This is a genomic window from Chryseobacterium sp. GTID13, from assembly GCF_056172655.1.
On the sequence record NZ_JAOCMB010000005.1, the window covers coordinates 1,856,377 to 1,872,989 of the forward strand.

12 protein-coding genes and 4 pseudogenes are annotated in these 16,613 nt (G+C 38.4%); 13 read left to right on the plus strand and 3 right to left on the minus strand.

Annotation, left to right across the window (positions count from 1 at the left end; translation table 11 throughout):
• Positions 1-9 precede the first annotated feature (9 nt).
• Positions 10-2,199 carry an ATP-binding protein gene (locus N4G44_RS15275; protein ID WP_474928135.1) on the minus strand — a complete coding sequence of 730 codons (2,190 nt, stop codon included), beginning with the start codon at positions 2,197-2,199 and terminating at the stop codon, positions 10-12.
• Between the two features lie 357 nt (positions 2,200-2,556).
• Here N4G44_RS15275 and N4G44_RS15280 point away from each other — a divergent pair.
• From N4G44_RS15280 to N4G44_RS15300, 5 genes and pseudogenes are all read left to right on the plus strand, one after another.
• Positions 2,557-3,605 (plus strand): annotated as a pseudogene (locus N4G44_RS15280) (linear amide C-N hydrolase).
• A gap of 420 nt (positions 3,606-4,025) precedes the next feature.
• Positions 4,026-4,382, plus strand: a pseudogene (locus N4G44_RS15285) (porin); the annotation flags it as partial.
• 483 nt (positions 4,383-4,865) lie between these two features.
• Positions 4,866-5,306: pseudogene (locus N4G44_RS15290) on the plus strand (succinate dehydrogenase cytochrome b subunit); the annotation flags it as partial.
• Positions 5,307-5,317: 11 nt separating this feature from the next.
• Positions 5,318-7,233 (plus strand): annotated as a pseudogene (locus tag N4G44_RS15295) (fumarate reductase/succinate dehydrogenase flavoprotein subunit).
• A 110-nt stretch (positions 7,234-7,343) separates the two neighbouring features.
• Positions 7,344-8,096 carry a succinate dehydrogenase/fumarate reductase iron-sulfur subunit gene (locus tag N4G44_RS15300; protein WP_474928136.1) on the plus strand — a complete coding sequence of 251 codons (753 nt, stop codon included), beginning with the start codon at positions 7,344-7,346 and terminating at the stop codon, positions 8,094-8,096.
• Positions 8,097-8,168: 72 nt separating this feature from the next.
• Here N4G44_RS15300 and N4G44_RS15305 read toward each other — a convergent pair whose 3' ends face one another.
• Positions 8,169-9,059 carry a hypothetical protein gene (locus tag N4G44_RS15305; RefSeq protein ID WP_474928138.1) on the minus strand — a complete coding sequence of 297 codons (891 nt, stop codon included), beginning with the start codon at positions 9,057-9,059 and terminating at the stop codon, positions 8,169-8,171.
• Between the two features lie 130 nt (positions 9,060-9,189).
• Positions 9,190-10,203, minus strand: a complete 1,014-nt coding sequence (locus N4G44_RS15310; protein ID WP_040998481.1) for a nucleoid-associated protein — start codon at positions 10,201-10,203, stop codon at positions 9,190-9,192.
• Between the two features lie 256 nt (positions 10,204-10,459).
• Between N4G44_RS15310 and N4G44_RS15315 the strand changes: the two genes are divergently transcribed.
• From N4G44_RS15315 to N4G44_RS15350, 8 genes are all read left to right on the plus strand, one after another.
• The gene (locus N4G44_RS15315) at positions 10,460-11,398 is read left to right on the plus strand and encodes an AraC family transcriptional regulator (RefSeq protein WP_474928140.1); all 939 of its coding nucleotides are present in this window, start codon (positions 10,460-10,462) and stop codon (positions 11,396-11,398) included.
• 524 nt (positions 11,399-11,922) lie between these two features.
• Positions 11,923-12,279: a DUF7674 family protein gene (locus tag N4G44_RS15320; protein WP_474928142.1), complete on the plus strand. Its 357-nt coding sequence runs from the start codon at positions 11,923-11,925 to the stop codon at positions 12,277-12,279.
• Between the two features lie 79 nt (positions 12,280-12,358).
• On the plus strand, positions 12,359-12,490 hold the full coding sequence (locus N4G44_RS15325) for a hypothetical protein (RefSeq protein WP_474928143.1): 132 nt from the start codon (positions 12,359-12,361) through the stop codon (positions 12,488-12,490).
• 48 nt (positions 12,491-12,538) lie between these two features.
• On the plus strand, positions 12,539-12,934 hold the full coding sequence (locus tag N4G44_RS15330; RefSeq protein ID WP_474928145.1) for a DUF7674 family protein: 396 nt from the start codon (positions 12,539-12,541) through the stop codon (positions 12,932-12,934).
• 191 nt (positions 12,935-13,125) lie between these two features.
• Positions 13,126-13,725 carry a hypothetical protein gene (locus tag N4G44_RS15335; protein WP_474928147.1) on the plus strand — a complete coding sequence of 200 codons (600 nt, stop codon included), beginning with the start codon at positions 13,126-13,128 and terminating at the stop codon, positions 13,723-13,725.
• A 272-nt stretch (positions 13,726-13,997) separates the two neighbouring features.
• Positions 13,998-14,684, plus strand: coding sequence for a hypothetical protein (locus N4G44_RS15340; protein WP_474928149.1), 687 nt, complete (start codon positions 13,998-14,000; stop codon positions 14,682-14,684).
• The gene (locus tag N4G44_RS15345) at positions 14,636-15,067 is read left to right on the plus strand and encodes a thiol-activated cytolysin family protein (protein WP_474928151.1); all 432 of its coding nucleotides are present in this window, start codon (positions 14,636-14,638) and stop codon (positions 15,065-15,067) included. The genes N4G44_RS15340 and N4G44_RS15345 overlap by 49 nt, the downstream gene beginning before the upstream one ends.
• Before the next feature lie 2 nt (positions 15,068-15,069).
• Entirely contained in the window at positions 15,070-16,536 is a 1,467-nt protein-coding gene (locus N4G44_RS15350; RefSeq protein WP_474928153.1) for a thiol-activated cytolysin family protein, read from the plus strand.
• Positions 16,537-16,613 lie beyond the last annotated feature (77 nt).

A 16,613-nucleotide genomic window follows, 5' to 3' on the forward strand; every position in this document is an offset into this window, starting at 1 on the left:
TTCTCAAATTTACGGTTTTTTAAACGTTAAAATAAAACAAGTTCCCTCTTTATTGCTTTCATAATCCACATTTCCTCCGATACGTGTCATAATTCTGTGCACAATGGACAATCCTACTCCGTTTCCTTTAAAAGTTTTGGCATTATCCATCCTGTTAAAGATTTTGAACATTTTATGTTTTTCCTGCTCAGGAATTCCGATACCATTGTCTGAAATCCTGTATACAACAGATTCGCTTTCCACAGTTCCCCAGATTTCCACTTTGGGTTCGTCCTGATGGGAAGTATATTTTACCGCATTATTAATGACATTCAAAAAAACCTGGTTAAGCATCGTTTTATCTGCAAGTACATCAGGACATTCATTGATATCAACTATAGTTTTTGGAGTATCAAAAGTAATTTTAGCATTTTCCGAAATCTTCCGGATCATATTCAGAGGCTGAAGACGTTCCAGCTCTATTTCGCTGTGTTTGGCACGGCTGAGCTGTAGCACATCATGCATCATTTCTGCCATATTGTCGATTTCTTCAACAATGGAGGTCAGTTTATTTTTGTTCTTTTCCGTTTTTTCGAAATTAGCCAGCAGCATCTGTGCATTCAGCTTCATCACAGTAAGAGGAGTCCCTAAATCATGTGAAATCGTGTATGAAAAACTGTCGAGCTCTTCATTTACTTTTCTCAGCTCATTATTCAGTGCCTTAATGGCATTATACTGTTTGTGAGAGGTTTCGAGTATCACATCACGGACAGCCTGTACTGCACTGATATCTCTGGAGTTCCATCTTTTTGAATTTCCTTTGATATTTTCAGTAAAAATATGGAAAGAAGTCCTTGGCGAAACCATTTGTTTCTCTTCACCATTCTGGAAAAACACCTCTACTTTCTTTGCAGGATTTCCCGCCCAGTTGATGTGTTCGTCAAACTCTTTGCGGAACCAGATCAGCATTTCTTTTTTACTTCTTTCAATAAAGTAAATAATGATTCCGGCCGCATTTTCATCAAGTTTCAATTCCTGTCCGTAATCTTTCAGGAAACTACGGCTTACAAAAATACTTTCCGAAGTGTTCTCAAGGGCCCAATGGGCAATGTCGTCAATAATATCATAATCCGGAACAACCCCTACGCTCACTATGTTTCCTTCAGAAATAATAGCGAGACCATCTGATTCAGGTAGTTTTCGTATTTTTCCCTTATTATCCGCAAGAGAGTCGAAAAGATTATTATGTTTTAAAAATTCCGATTTCAGCTGAGATGCTTTTTCATTCAGCTCCAGACGGTATTTCAGTTCGTTTTTAGATTTGAAAGAAGAATAGGCATTGGAAGCCAAAGCCGTAAAAATCCCCGCCTGCACCCTATCTTCAAGGTCAATATGCTTAAACTCCGAATTCTGGCAGGTAACTAATCCCCAAAGGTGATCATCAATAATAATGGATATGCTGAAGCTTGAAGTGGCCCCGGAATTTTTAATATACTGCCCATGGATGGGAGACATTCCGCGGGAAGCCACAAAAGTAAGGTCTATGTTTTCTTCAGAACGGCTCATAAGCGGAACTGTTTCATCATATACGTTACTGAATATTCTCTTTCTTTTCTTTAAATAAAGCGCTCTGGCCTGTCTTGGAATATCAGATTCAGGATAATGAAGTCCCAGATAGCTCTCCATATTGTCATCTCTTTTTTCTGCAATCACCTTTCCTGAACCGTCCATCATAAATTTATAAACCATCATCCGGTCATAATTCACAATTTTAGAAAGTGTACTCAGCAATTGATCCCAAAGCTCCTGTTCGTTATCTATGACATAGAAATTGTCATATTTATTAGAAATCCGTTTATTACGGTTTTCCAACACCATTTCAAATTCCAGAAAAATATGCTTTCCGCTTCTGAAAACAGAAAAATGATATTCCTTTTCGCCAAGAAACACCTTATCGAAATGGGTTTCATTTTCTCTTTTTGTAAAGCTGTTCAGAGAAGTGTACAGATCGGATTCAATAACAGGACGGAAGATCTCAGGAAAGTCCATGAGGTTTTTTTCAAAAAGCTGTTCCGCATTTTCGATTCCGAATATATCCGTAATATTCCGGCTGAAAAAAGTGATGGAATGAGATTCTGCATCAATGCCAATCAGGTATCCAAAACTTTGTATATACCCAGGAATATGGATGGGTTCCTCATGACACTCTACAAAATTCATATATTTCTTTGATCTATCAAATATAACGATTTTTTTACCGCCATGTTGCTTTGTGGTATTAAATCATTAAACCCTTACAACACTATAATCCTATAAATTTAACTGCATTTCAGCTTTAGGCACTTGTTTTCGATATTAATCAAGGCTTTACTTTAAAATATACTGAAAATTTTAAAAAAATGCAAATTTAATTTTTCAATTATGATTCATCCCATGAATCCTATATGGCACTTAAAATAATTATTTTAATCAAATAAAATTCATTAAATTTATATCACCAAATAATGAATATAACAAAAATTAATTGAATTATTCTCAATAAATTCAATACAAAATTTAAATTCAAATAATACTATTATGAAAAAGTTCCCATTAATTTTATTTTCCCTTATCCTTTCCGTAGGATTATGGAATCCATCAGAAGCATGTACAAGGGTAGTTTACAAAGGGCCACAAAATACCGTTATTACAGCCCGCTCTATGGATTGGCGTGATGAAATCCCTGGTAACTTATGGGTTTTACCCAAAGGAATAGACCGCAACGGATTGGTAGGTCCGAAATCTGTAAAATGGACTGCAAAATATGGAAGTCTTGTAAGTTCTTCCTGGGATATTACTTCAGCCGACGGCATGAACGAAAAAGGATTAGTTGCCAACCTTCTTTGGCTGGGAGAATCCCAATATCCAAAATTTGATGGTAAAGGAAGTAAAAGGGAATTGCAATTTCATTATGGGCACAATATTATCTTGATAATTTTGCTACAGTAAAGGAAGCTGTGGAATTCTCACGAAAAGAGCCATTCGTTATTGTAAGTGATTATATTCCGGGAACAGAAAGATTTACAACCGTCCATCTTTCCATTTCGGATGCTTCAGGAGATAATGCAGTATTTGAATATATTGACGGTAAACTGGTTATTCATCATGACCCATCTTATACGGTAATGACCAACTCTCCTGTTTTTGAGGAACAGCTAGCGTTAAACAATTACTGGAAAGGGATTCCGGGAACCGTGATGCTTCCGGGAACAAACCGGGCTGCAGACCGTTTCGTTCGGGCTTCTTACTACATCAATGCAATTCCTCAGACTGCAGATACCCGTACAGCAATAGCGAGTGTTTTCAGCGTCATCAGAAACTGTTCTGTTCCTTACGGAATCACTTCTGCCACAGAACCCAATATTTCGTCAACAAGATGGCGTTCTGTTTCTGATCAGAAAAACCTTGTATATTATTTTGAAACGGTTTTTACGCCAAATACCTTTTGGGTAGATCTTAAAGATTTTGATCTTAGCTCCAAAGGCAAAGTAATGAAACTGGATCTGAGTAATAATAACACTTACAACGGGAAATCCAATGCGAATTTCAAAGAATCTGTACCGTTCACTTTCTTAGGATTAAAATAGATATTTCACACCACAACCATTCTTACACCTGGCAAATTAACACTCTGAATATGCCCGGATTATGATTAAACGCGAAGCTATTCAAATCATTCAAAGTGGTATCAAATCAAAGATTTGACAGGAGGTTAATAAGTTGTGGTTAGAATAATATTCACAGTAAAAAACAAAAATAGATATGGCCTTTTTTTCAATTAAAAGAAAAGCCTGATCCTTTGCATGCTGGCCTGCGGGTTATCTGCTTATGCACAAAATCAGGATTCTCTGAAGACCACACCTCCTCCACAGGAAGAAGACAATGTAAAATATCCTGTACTGCAGATCAAAGGCCTTTTCCAGGCACGCTATCTCGTGGGAATGGCAAAAGATGTAGATGTAAACGGGCTTCATCACGCAGACGGATCAGGGACCAGCAATAATTTTATGCTTAAATACATGAGGGTTCAGGTACGCGCGCAGATCAGTAAAAGAACGGAAGTCGTAGCCCTTGCCAATCTTGCCGATTTTAAAAATGATCCTAAAAGCAGGGTCCTTGAGAATGCCTATCTGAAATACACATTCAACCCTAAACTTGCCTTCACCGTGGGGCAGTTCAGACCGTGGTTCGGTATTGAAGAAACTTATCCTATAGACATCATCAAGTCTCTGGACTGGTCCAATCAGTATACAGAATTTGGAAAACTGGGCTGGACGAGCTTCCAGATCGGGCTTTCTGCAACCGGACAGCTTCAGCTGGGGAAAATACCATTTCAGTATGCCGTTTCAGTCGTTAATGGAAACGGGAAAAATCAGATTAATGATAACGACAATGGCAAACAGTATTCTACAAGACTGGTTTTCGGACTGTCAAAAAAATACAATTTCAATGTCGGCCTGAATGGCGGTATTGGCGAAGTTTTTAGTAAAAAAGTATACGCAGTGGGAATTGACCTGAGCTCATTAATCCAGTTTGATCCGAAATGGAGCCTGGATATGCAGCTGGAAGCCAAACAGGCAACCAATCATGTATTGTACAACAGCATAAATCCGGAACTGAGACCTGAAAATCCTGATCAATACCTGATCCGGGGAGCCTATTTCCTTCCCAATCTGAGATACGAGATCAATCATAAAAACCTCAGCGCTTTTGAACTCTCATGCCGGTATGAATATCTGGATACCAATTTCCGGGTAAATTCCAATCCGAGACAAACCATTACCCCGATGTTCGGTCTTGAATTCCTGAAAAATTACGGACAGGAATTGAAACTTGATGAAAATGCGGACGGACTTATCATTACTTTAAAAAATAAAAAATCGGGAGGCAATTATCAGTCGGAAAGACGAGGGAGAGCCAGCACATGGACTTCCAGAAACATGGGAATTCTCGGCACACTGATCCTGATCTTTCTGGTGATTCACTTTCAGAATTTCTGGTATGTGTACAAATTCGGGAATCCTCCACTGGACAGTAACGGAAATAAAGACCTGTATATTCTTGTGGTAACCGTCTTCAAAGAATGGTGGTATGTCATTATTTATGTGATTTCAATGGTTGCATTATGCTATCACCTGATTCACGGGATCTACAGTGCTACGAGGACATTGGGATTATACCATCCTAAATTTGTGCAATGGTTCAAAACCGCCGGCATTGTTTATTCGGTGATCATCAGTACCGGTTTCGCAATGATGCCCGTTTATGTATTCTTTACTGCCAATTAAATAAAAAAGTCATGATCTTAAATTCAAAAATCCCTGAAGGCCCGTTAGAGCAAAAATGGGACAACTATAAAAAGAAAGCCAGACTCGTCAATCCCGCCAACCGTAAAAAGCTGGACGTTATTGTCGTAGGAACTGGGCTGGCAGGAAGCTCTGTTGCAGCTTCGCTGGGAGAAATGGGCTACAATGTAAAATCATTCTGCTTCCAGGACAGTCCGAGGAGAGCCCACTCTGTAGCCGCACAAGGTGGTGTGAATGCTGCTAAAAATTACAAAAATGACGGCGACAGTGTCTACCGGATGTTTGCAGATACTTTAAAAGGCGGGGATTTCAGAGCCCGTGAAGCCAATGTTTACCGTATGGCAGAATGTTCTTTAAACCTCATCGACCAGGCTGTAGCACAGGGAGTTCCCTTCGGACGTGAATACGGAGGTTATCTTAACAACCGTTCTTTCGGAGGGGTTCAGGTAAGCCGGACGTTTTACGCTAGGGGACAGACTGGACAGCAACTGCTCTTGGGCGCATATCAGGCGTTGATGAGGCAGGTCGGTAAAGGAAGTGTACAGCTGTATTCCAGGCATGAAATGCTTGATCTCGTTATCATTGATGGTAAAGCAAGAGGCATTATCGTAAGAAATCTTGACACCGGAGAAATTGAAAGACATGCAGCCCATGCAGTGGTTCTGGCAACCGGAGGTTATGGAAAAATTTACTACCTCTCCACCCTGGCGATGGGATGTAACGGTTCCGCCATCTGGCGTGCTCACAAAAAAGGAGCATTAATGGCTTCCCCGAGCTGGATCCAGGTGCACCCTACTTCCCTTCCGCAGTCGGGAGATTATCAGTCTAAATTAACCCTGATGTCAGAATCATTGCGTAATGACGGAAGAATCTGGGTTCCTTCAAAAGCAGATGAAACCAGACCGCCCAATGATATCCCGGAAGAAGAAAGAGATTATTATCTGGAACGCAGGTACCCTGCCTTTGGAAATCTTGCCCCAAGGGATATTTCTTCGCGTGCCGCCAAAGAAAGAATTGATGCAGGTTTCGGAATCGGACCTTTAAAAATGCTGTTTATCTCGATTTTTCCAAAGCGATCAGAGAACAGGGAAAGGAAAAAATACAGGAGAAATACGGAAATTTATTCGACATGTATCTTAAAATCACAGGATACGACGCCTATAATGAACCAATGATGATCTCCCCTTCTGCCCACTTTTCGATGGGCGGGCTCTGGGTAGATTATGAACTGATGACTACTATTCCCGGACTTTTCGCTTTGGGAGAGGCTAATTTTGCAGATCACGGAGCCAACAGATTAGGAGCAAATTCATTATTGCAGGCTTCCGTAGATGGTTATTTTATCGCACCTTATACAATTGCCAATTATTTGGCTGAGGAGATTCACACCGGAAAGATTTCACCAGATGCCCCGGAGTTTGACACCGCTGAAAATAATGTAAAACAGCAGATTCAGGGTTTTATGGACATTAAAGGGACCAAAACCGTTGATTATTTTCATAAGACCTTGGGAAAACTGTTGTATGATTACTGTGGGCTGGCCAGGAATGAAGAAGGCCTGAAATATGCCATCGGAGAAATCAGGAAATTGAAGCAGGAATTTTACAGCAATGTCAGGGTTTCAGGACAGGGAGATAAAATGAATTCGGAACTTGAAAAAGCCGGCCGTGTAGCTGATTATTTCGAGATCGGGGAACTGATGTGCTATGATGCTTTAACCCGGAATGAATCCTGTGGTGCCCATTTCAGGGAAGAATTCCAAACACCGGATGGTGAAGCACTGAGAAATGATGCCGAATATCAGTTCATCTCAGCATGGGCATGGACAGGAGAAAACCAAGAACCTGAGCTGATCAAAGAGCCGCTGGTTTTTGAAGAAATACAACCTACGGTAAGAAGTTATAAATAATAAAAGGCGAAGAAAGCTAAGGAAGCATAAGGCAAAAGGGCAAAACAGCGAATAGGCAAGTTTGCTCTATAAGCTTTCTTTACTTTACCTCAATTCAAATACAAAAAATCATGGATTTACACCTTAAAATATGGAGACAGAAAGATAAGCAGAGCGAGGGAAAACTGGTCAGCTATGATCTGAAAAAATTGAATCCCCACATGTCTTTCCTGGAAATGCTGGATACTTTAAATGAAAAACTAATTACTGAAGGCGATGAGCCTGTAGAATTCGATCACGACTGCCGTGAGGGAATCTGTGGACAGTGCGGCATGATGATCAACGGAATTGCCCACGGTCCTTTAAAAAATACAACCACATGTCAGCTTCATTTACGATCTTTCAAAGATGGTGAAACTGTTTTGATAGAACCTTTCCGTTCCGAAGCTTTCCCCGTTAAGAAGGACCTTAAAGTAGACCGGTCAGCTTTTGACAGAATTATTTCTTCCGGCGGATTTGTATCGGTTAATACAGGACAGGCTCCGGATGCCACAGCCATTGCAGTTACCCATCAGACCGCTGAAGAAGCTTTTGATTCCGCAGCATGCATCGGATGTGGAGCCTGCGTTGCCACTTGTAAAAATGGAAGCGCCGCTTTATTTACATCTGCCAAAATTACCCATATGGTTCTTCTTCCGCAAGGTAAGGAGGAAAGAAATAAACGGGTTCTGGATATGGTTGCCCAAATGGATAAAGAATTATTCGGGCATTGTTCCAATACGGAAGCGTGTGAAGTGGAATGTCCCCAAGGAATTTCTGTATTGAATATCGCGAGAATGAATTACGAATACAGCAGGGCATTGTTCTTCAGGCGAAAGGGCTAAAGGCTAAATGGCGAAAAAGTAAAAGGAAGGATTTGTAGATTGGCAAATCCTTCCTTTTTACTTTTTCTATTTTTAAAATCCTTTCGGGATCATAATTTTTTTCGGATCATTCTCGTCATACATAATCTCAATGGTTCCGTATTTAGGAACAGAAGAGAGATTCAGGAGGCTGACAATTTTTTTGTAAACAGTAATATGTTCGGTTCCTTTGAAATCTTTAAAACTTACCTGAAACATAATCTCCGGCTGATCATTCACAAGAAGGCCTGTCTGGCTTACACTGATAATACTGGCTTCAGCATTTCTCCCTGAAAAGAGGATACGCTCTTCTTTTTTATTTTTGAAAAGCTTGCTGACCAGTAACTGAAAAACCAAAATATAGATAAGGGTCATTACTCCACTGAAAATAATCGGGTGCATAAAGGTTAGAAACCTCCAGCCAAAATCGAAGGATTCCCGACTGTAGAAATAATAGTAGAGACCGATGATGTAGGCCATCATCAATACGGTAAAAATGATTCTCAAAACAATTCCGGAAGTATTGAATCCGACTTTCTGATCACTTAAAATGAAGTAGGGTTCCTGGGATACCTTAGGATTCAGCAATACTTTTATTTTGTTTCCCACATCAAATCTTTTTTCGTGAGGCTTAGAATCATGAAACATCATTTTATGTTCTATCACCGTATTGCTAAGGTTAGGAAAAGAAAATTTAACCTCAATGAGATTCATGTTTTGTTTAGGAATGTATTTGAGAAGTTTATAGTCAATAATTTTGGCATCTCTTGGAATTCCGCTCTGTAAAATGGACTGAATAGTATTCTTCTCTTTAAAGGTTTTTATGAAAAGAATATTGATAAAGAAGACAATTATATACAGCCATATGAGCAAAGAAAAACCGAGATACCCATAGCTCATCGCTAATGAATTTCTCGGTTCTGTTGCAAGTTCCTCACTCATCATATAAATGAAAATCGGAAAAGGAATACAGAAAAAAAGAGAAGAATCCCCCAGAAAATGATCATAAATTTCATAACTGCTATTTTGTAATCAGCAATAAAGTTATGATATTATTATGGAACGGGAGATATCTTTACACCTCTTTATCGAAGTAAAGTCTGTAATATTTTCCTTTGTCGTCCTCTCCCATTTCCAGCTTCTGCCTGTCGCCGTGAATGTAGATATGGAAGTTTTTATCCAGTTTGATGATGCTTTTGAAATGGCGCTGGGTTTTCTTTACAGCCGCTTCACTGATCGGGAATTCTTCGGCAATATTCACCTGCATGTCCTGCTCATAATCTGTCTTGAAGTTTACGAAACTTTCAATCACGTGCTGGTCTCCTAATACTTCATTGGCAAAATCATCCAGCTTGAATTCTTCTTTTTCTTTGAAGAAATTGATGGATTTATTTAAAAAGTCAGCCTGATCTGCTTTTGAAACTTCAAATTCCTGCGGAAGCTGCTTGGTGATATAATCTTTGTATACCATCAGGGCTTCCTGGGTGTGGAAATATTCGTCGTCACGCTGCTTTACCTTCAGAAAATCCTCGAACCAGTAGTACATATCTCCGTTTTTGTTGTTGTCAACCACGGAAAGTACATATCCTGTTTCTTTGTTATTGTTGTAGATTAAGGCTGCTTTATCAATCTTAGACAAGCCGATTCCCTGGTCTTTTTCAATGTCGAAAGTTTCTTCCTGAGGCGAAATTTTCAGGAAAGATTCTCTTTTTTCTGTTTTAAAGATTCCTATTTTATCAACTTTATCCGGACGGTCGCTTTCTTCTTCAAACAAAACAATAAACAATTCTCCACCCTGAACTCTTGGATTTTCAGCGGCTTCAAAAAGATGTTTTGCAATATTTTCAGATTCCCAAACGAATTTTGCCTTATCTTCAAAAATCTCGGACACAGAACTGTAAACCGGATTATTGACCAGATAGGTGTCACTGTAAAAATTGAAGGTTTCTTCTGATTTAAAGGAACCTAAAAAATAATCTTCAAGCAGCTCTGCCATTCCTTCCTCCAGCTTCAGCTCTTCCTGAGACAGTGTTAAAGATTCACCGTTAATTTTATTTCCTACTCTATGTACTATAATTTTTGAAAACATCTTATCATTTTGAGCTGCAAAGATACTGTTTGAATCTCCAAATAAAAAATACGCGAAAAGTATTTACACGGACTCAGTATATTTGTGCAAAAAAGAAGTAAACCTTTTGTAGATTTTTAAACCATCGTATTTCGCAGATAAACATCATTGATTATCAACTGGTTATTTTCTAACCTGAAAATATGCAATGGACAGGATAATTATTTTTAAGAGATATATCTGACTTTTTATTAAATTATAATTCAATTTTTTCTGCTTGAAAAAAAACATTAAAAATATAAGATTCGATCAGGAGAAAGCACCTTATGGCTGTGAACTGCTGGAATTGGAAGCATTGTTTAAAAGGCTGACCACCTGGACCTATTTTGGTAAAACAGAACGCATCCATTTCTTTAGTGTGATGGTTATTACAGAAGGAAAAGGCAGGCATTTTGTAGATTTTAAGGAATATAAGCTTGAAAAAGGAAGTATCTTATTTATTGCTCCCGGGCAGATTCAGCAATATGAAAGCAATCCCCAATACAAAGGCTACATGCTGATATTTACAGAACATTTCTTCCATAAGCAGGTGAATGAGCTTACTTTCCTTAACCAGTCATCTATATTTGACATTACCCTTCCCAATGCCCTTGTAAAGCCCGATCCGGAAACTTTCTCCAGAATCATGCAGCTTCTGTTTTTGCTTCAGGAAGAATTTTCATCACCTTATGAATTTTCTAAAAAGGAAAGCTTACAAAAACTGGCCAGCTTGTTTCTTATTTATTCGGAACGCCAAAAACAGAGGGACAGCAATGTTGTTTCCAATAATCACTATTTGTCCCAATATTATCACTTTAAGCAATTGCTTGAGACATTTTTTTCTGAGGACCGGAGTGTAGATTTTTATGCATCCCTCATGGCCATTACTCCCAAAACATTAAACAGGATCACGAGGTCTGCCATCCAGAAATCTGCGAAAGAGGTTATTGACGGCAGGATTATTATTGAAATAAAGCGTCTTCTTTTATTTGAAAAATTAAGTATAAAAGAGATTGCTTATTCCCTGAATTTTACAGAACCGACCAATCTTGTCAAATATTTCAAAAAGCATACAGGGAAACTCCTACCTCGTATAAAGGATAGAAGTGTCCGTTTTTTACCATTTTTTGTCTGCTTTAAACCTTTTGGGAATCAACCGAATGGTACATCTTTGTAATCAGTACATCTTCAAAAAAATTATTTCAAATTCAAAAGCACAAATGTATTAATACAAAACCGGCTGCAGCCGGTAAATGAACCTGTAAGAAGGTAAAAACACAAATGGAAGCTGCCTTACTATTTTAGGCAGCTTTGTTGTTTCCGGGAAATACATTTAGTCGGCAATTCAAAAGCATTGATCAATCTTCAATAAAATACATTTCTGATTCATTTTGATAAGAACCTTATCATTTTGACAGGAATTTCAGGTGCTTTGATTTTCACATAAAACCAATAATTATTTGATATACAATACATTAATAGAAAATAATTTTCCAAGGAATACCATTGGCTTCATTATTTTCAAAACATGTACTATGGACCTTAAGACGCTAAACCGCATCGATAAGTTAAGAAGATTAAAAAGCAGAGGACCTGAAACTCCCAAATGGCTAAAGCCTTACCATCTGCTTCTTATTGCTTTCTGGGCTGTTTTCATTTTGGGAGCTATAATCAAATTTTTAGAACAAAATCATTAAACCTATGAATTATTCGGAAGCCGTTCAGGAAATTACAGAAGTGATTCCTGATTTTGAAAATGAACTTACAAAAAATACCCAGCAGAATCCTTACAGTGTGATCAGGAATTTCACGGAACGTATCAAAAGTATGGTCCGACAGAATGACAGAAATATTTTATTCAAAAGTCTCCAAAAAATGGACAAAATTTACACGAACGGAGATCCTAATTTAAAAAATGCCATAGAAGGAATTTTTGTCTATTCCCTTGATAATTTCACGGTTTTATGCAGCAGAGAATACAGAAAAATGATTTTTGACCACTTATCCAGGGAGTTACAACAGATATATTCCAGACAGATTTACAGTCATGGAAACTAAAGTTTTCATCATTTTTCATCTGTTTCATTACAAAAGCACATTTTAACTTAATTTTAAAACCACTCAAATTCAATACGTTATGAAAACAAAAATCAGAAGAATATCCGACTGGAAAACACTGAAAACAACGACTAACAGGCATAATCTGGAAATATTAGCGACTCACATTGCTGTGATTATAGGAGTTTTTATTTTTGCGGCCATGCTGTAAATTTTGGTATACATTTCGCTGCAAGATAGATACTGAAAAATATTAATTATGATGAAAGTACAAATGCAGGCTATCAATAAGAAAATAGCCGTTGAATACTTAAAATTTTTCTATCCGCCACTCCGAAGTGAGATCACACAGCTATCTGTTCAGGAAAACTTTGCCGGCGTTATTCAGGCCACGATCAATTATCTGAAGAATATGCTCCAGGAATCGAAAATTTATATTGTGGCCCATCACATTAAACTGATGGACTGGATCTACAGAAACGGGGACTCTTATGTGAGAACCATCATCGAAAATCTGTTTGTAAGATCTCTTGAAAGTTTTAAAAAGCATGCTAAAGATCAGCACTGGAAAATGCTTTACCAGTATATGCCTGACAGCTTCCAGCTCATTTACAACGAGCAGCAGAAACAGGACCAGATCTTTTTCGGTAAGTAAGAAATAATTTAATTTGTCAATAGGCTCTTCAGGCATTATGTCTGGGGAGCTTTTTATTTAAATCTGTATGAATTTATTTCATGTAAAGATGGGTGAAGGTACTTTAAAGCTCTTTATTATGCCTGGCAGATATTTTTTTAACAATATTTCACCATATGGTGTAAAAAATATATTTTTGCAAAAATTTTCTGATGAAATACCCTTTCCTGTTTCTTCTTGCAGCTTTACCAATGCTTTCGTGCAGCGGAAATGATGATAGCATCACCGAATCTCCGAAACCTGCAGAACAGGAAGTGTACCGGTTTCAGTACAAAAAATATACGGTACAGAATATTTCAGTATACAAAGGCCCTTCAGGTTATAAGACCAACCCTGCGGAATCATATCTTGATGCATATTGGAGCACCTACAAGGAACCGGCCTGGAAAAGTATAAACCTTAACCTGAAAAATAATTCCCTTCAACTGATATCAGGAACATCTGCGGATATCACTTATCCTATGAAAATCGAAAAGGATTCGATATTCATTAATGAAAACGATGGGAAGAGCTTTATCGGGATTTTCAACAAAGGTGAGGCTTCATTTACCCTTAAAAGATCTTTGAAGTACATCAGGAAGATGCCGAGAGAAGCTGTAAACTCTTTGATTATTTCCCAGAAAGTGACTTTCGGGGTTACGGACTATCAGGATATTTTCGGGAGCAGTATTTTCAGTAATCCTTCTGAAATGACTGAGACGGGAGATGACATCCTTTGGAGTAATATAGATTATCATTACAGCTCTTTATAAATTTTGACGATGTGTTATCAGATTATAGAAATATCCTTTCATACATTACTTGATCTGAGAACAGCCTCCCCCAACAACTTATTGGGGGAGTTTTTATTGTTTTTCATCCGTATTTAACATGATTTTTATCACTATAAAGAGAACTATATTAAATAAAATCAAGCCATTAAATTAAATTAATCTTGTATTAATAATGGTTTACAATTATTTAATCTGAATATATTTCACCAATACGTGTAAAAATAATACTTTTGGGTTCTCAAATTTAACTCATGAAAAGAATCATTTTACCCATGGCACTACTGGTTGTAGCCAGTATCACTTCTGTATCTTGTCGTCAGGATATCAATGAAGAATCACCAACCATTTTAGAGGGCGCAAAGACCTCGAAAGGACTTAATCCTGTAGTCACTTTGCCATCAAAGTATTTAAATTACGATGAAGTTTCGGTAGGCGGACAGCAAATTACTTCCAAAACAACCACCGTTACACTAAACAGCGACCAGATGGTGGTAACCGCTCCCAACAAAACTTTTATCGGAGGGGTTTACAATTCAACTACCCTTGATAATCTTTCGTACACTCCTATTTCTTATCCAGTAAAGCCGATCACGGTTTCTTACTCATTCCCGTCCGATTTTATTGTGGACACCATTGAAAAGCCTTCGCTCTCCAGCATGAGATCTTCCATATTCAAAGCGATGCAGAGTGCTAATTTCAGCGGCCAGCAGTCCCTTGCCTTTGATTATAACATCAAACAGTTCTCTTATTACAGCGAACTTAAAATTGCATTTGGAGCTAACGTGAATATTGGAAGTATTTTTAGTATTGATGTAAGCGGAAGCAACAATAAGGTGAAAAAAATACCGGGATCTTTGCTAAATTCACTCAGAAGAATTTCACCATCGATATGGATATTCCGGATAATGGAAATATTTTCAAAAATGAATCTGACCTGAATCTGGCAGCCTCTAAAAATCCGGTTTATATCAATTCCATCACTTACGGAAGACTGGGAATTATCTCCCTGGAATCCGATTATTCTTATAACGAAACAGCGTTTGCCTTAAAGGCAGCATTAAATGCCAAAATGGTAAACGGTTCTATCAGCATTGATGTTCAGAGTAAGAAAATCCTTGAAGAATCTGATCTGAAAGTATACATTCTGGGAGGTATCGGTTCTGATGCGGTTCAGGTAGTTCAGGGCTATACAGGTTTCATTAATTTTATTGTGAACGGAGGCCAGTTTACGGCTAATGCTCCGGGAGTTCCGATTAACTTTACAGCAGCTCATGCAGAAGACAACTCTGTATACTACACAACGTTTACTGTAGAAAAATAATCATGAAAAAACTGATGTATATAATGGCAGCCATCTCTATGGCTGCTTTATCAAGTTGTGTCACTGAACTGGACAGAACAGAAGCCCAGGAAATGACCCGCGCTCCTCAGGTCGTAAATATCACTTCATTCGGAACATATCCGTCTGCATTATCCGGAAAAATAAGAAGCATGTCTGCCAAAGGAGGCAATCTGGAGGAGTTCACGGAAACCAAAGAATTTGAATCTTCAGAATCTATTGTCCTGCCCCATCTTCAGATGTACATTTTCCCGGGTTCCCTTCTGAAAGGAAATTCTATCCAGGATATGAATTTTAAGCCGATTACTGCTTCAGTAAAGCCAGTGACCGTTTCAATGTCTATTCCGGCTTTGAATAAGAAAACAGCTTTTACGATTGACCAGCCTTCTTTATCTAAAACCAGACAGCTCGTCCAGGATTATATCCAGTCGGCCGACTTTACACAAAACGGAACGCTTAGCTACAGTGTTGAGCAGTTTACGTCATACGATGAGTTGAAAGTAGCTTTCGGATCTAATGTAAACACAAGGTCGCTGTTTGGAAAAAATTCTTCTTCTACCAATATTGAGGAGGGAATGATTGCAAAAAGAACTGGATTTTATGTGAAATTTTACCAGACTTCTTTCACCCTGGATATGGATATTCCTGCCGGTTCACTTGTCAATGACACCAATCTGGATACCGGCGGTGTAGAGCCTGTGTATGTAAGCTCTATATCTTACGGAAGAATGGGAGTTTTAACGATTGAGACGAATGAACTGACGGAAACGGCAAGAACAACAATCAATGAATCCTTCAGCAAGCTGTTTGTAAAAGGAGAAAGCTATCTGACAGAGGATGAAAAAAATTTCCTGAACGGAGCAGACTTCAATCTTTATTTAATAGGCGGAAGTGGGGTAACGGCCGCACAATCTTTCAAAGGATATGAAGCTTTTGTGAATCATATTTCAAAAGGAACTTTTTCCAAGAGCCAGCCTGGTGTTCCTATTTTCTGCTCTTATTCTTACCTGAAAGATAATTCGCCGGTGAAAACCACCTTTAAGTTCGATATTAAAAATCCACCGGTGTACGTAAAACTTGTAAAAGAAAATATTACCAGCGGCCGCAACAGAAATGTTGACTTAAAGCTGCATTTCTATTCAAGCAAGAGCCAGACTAATACGATTGCTCATCCTGCCATCCGTTTTGTGATCAATAAAGTAACTAAAAAGGGAGTGAAAAACAGCGGAATGTACGGACCATGGACGTACACTACCACCAATGAGCCTATTGTTCTTCAAAATGCCGGAATGAATATTAACATGAGCCTTCCCAACCAGGTACTGTCCCGTGAGAGCGGACCTTGCGTGCCAAGGGGAAGATTCGGATGTGAAGTGGTTCCTACCTATTCCGAAGAGGTGGAATACAGTTTAGCACCCAGTGACAAGTACAATTATATTGTTATCGACTAAAACAGCAACTTTACAGATGCATGATCAGATTATAAAATATTTTTTGGGTTTAATCTGACGAGAACTCCCGGATCTTC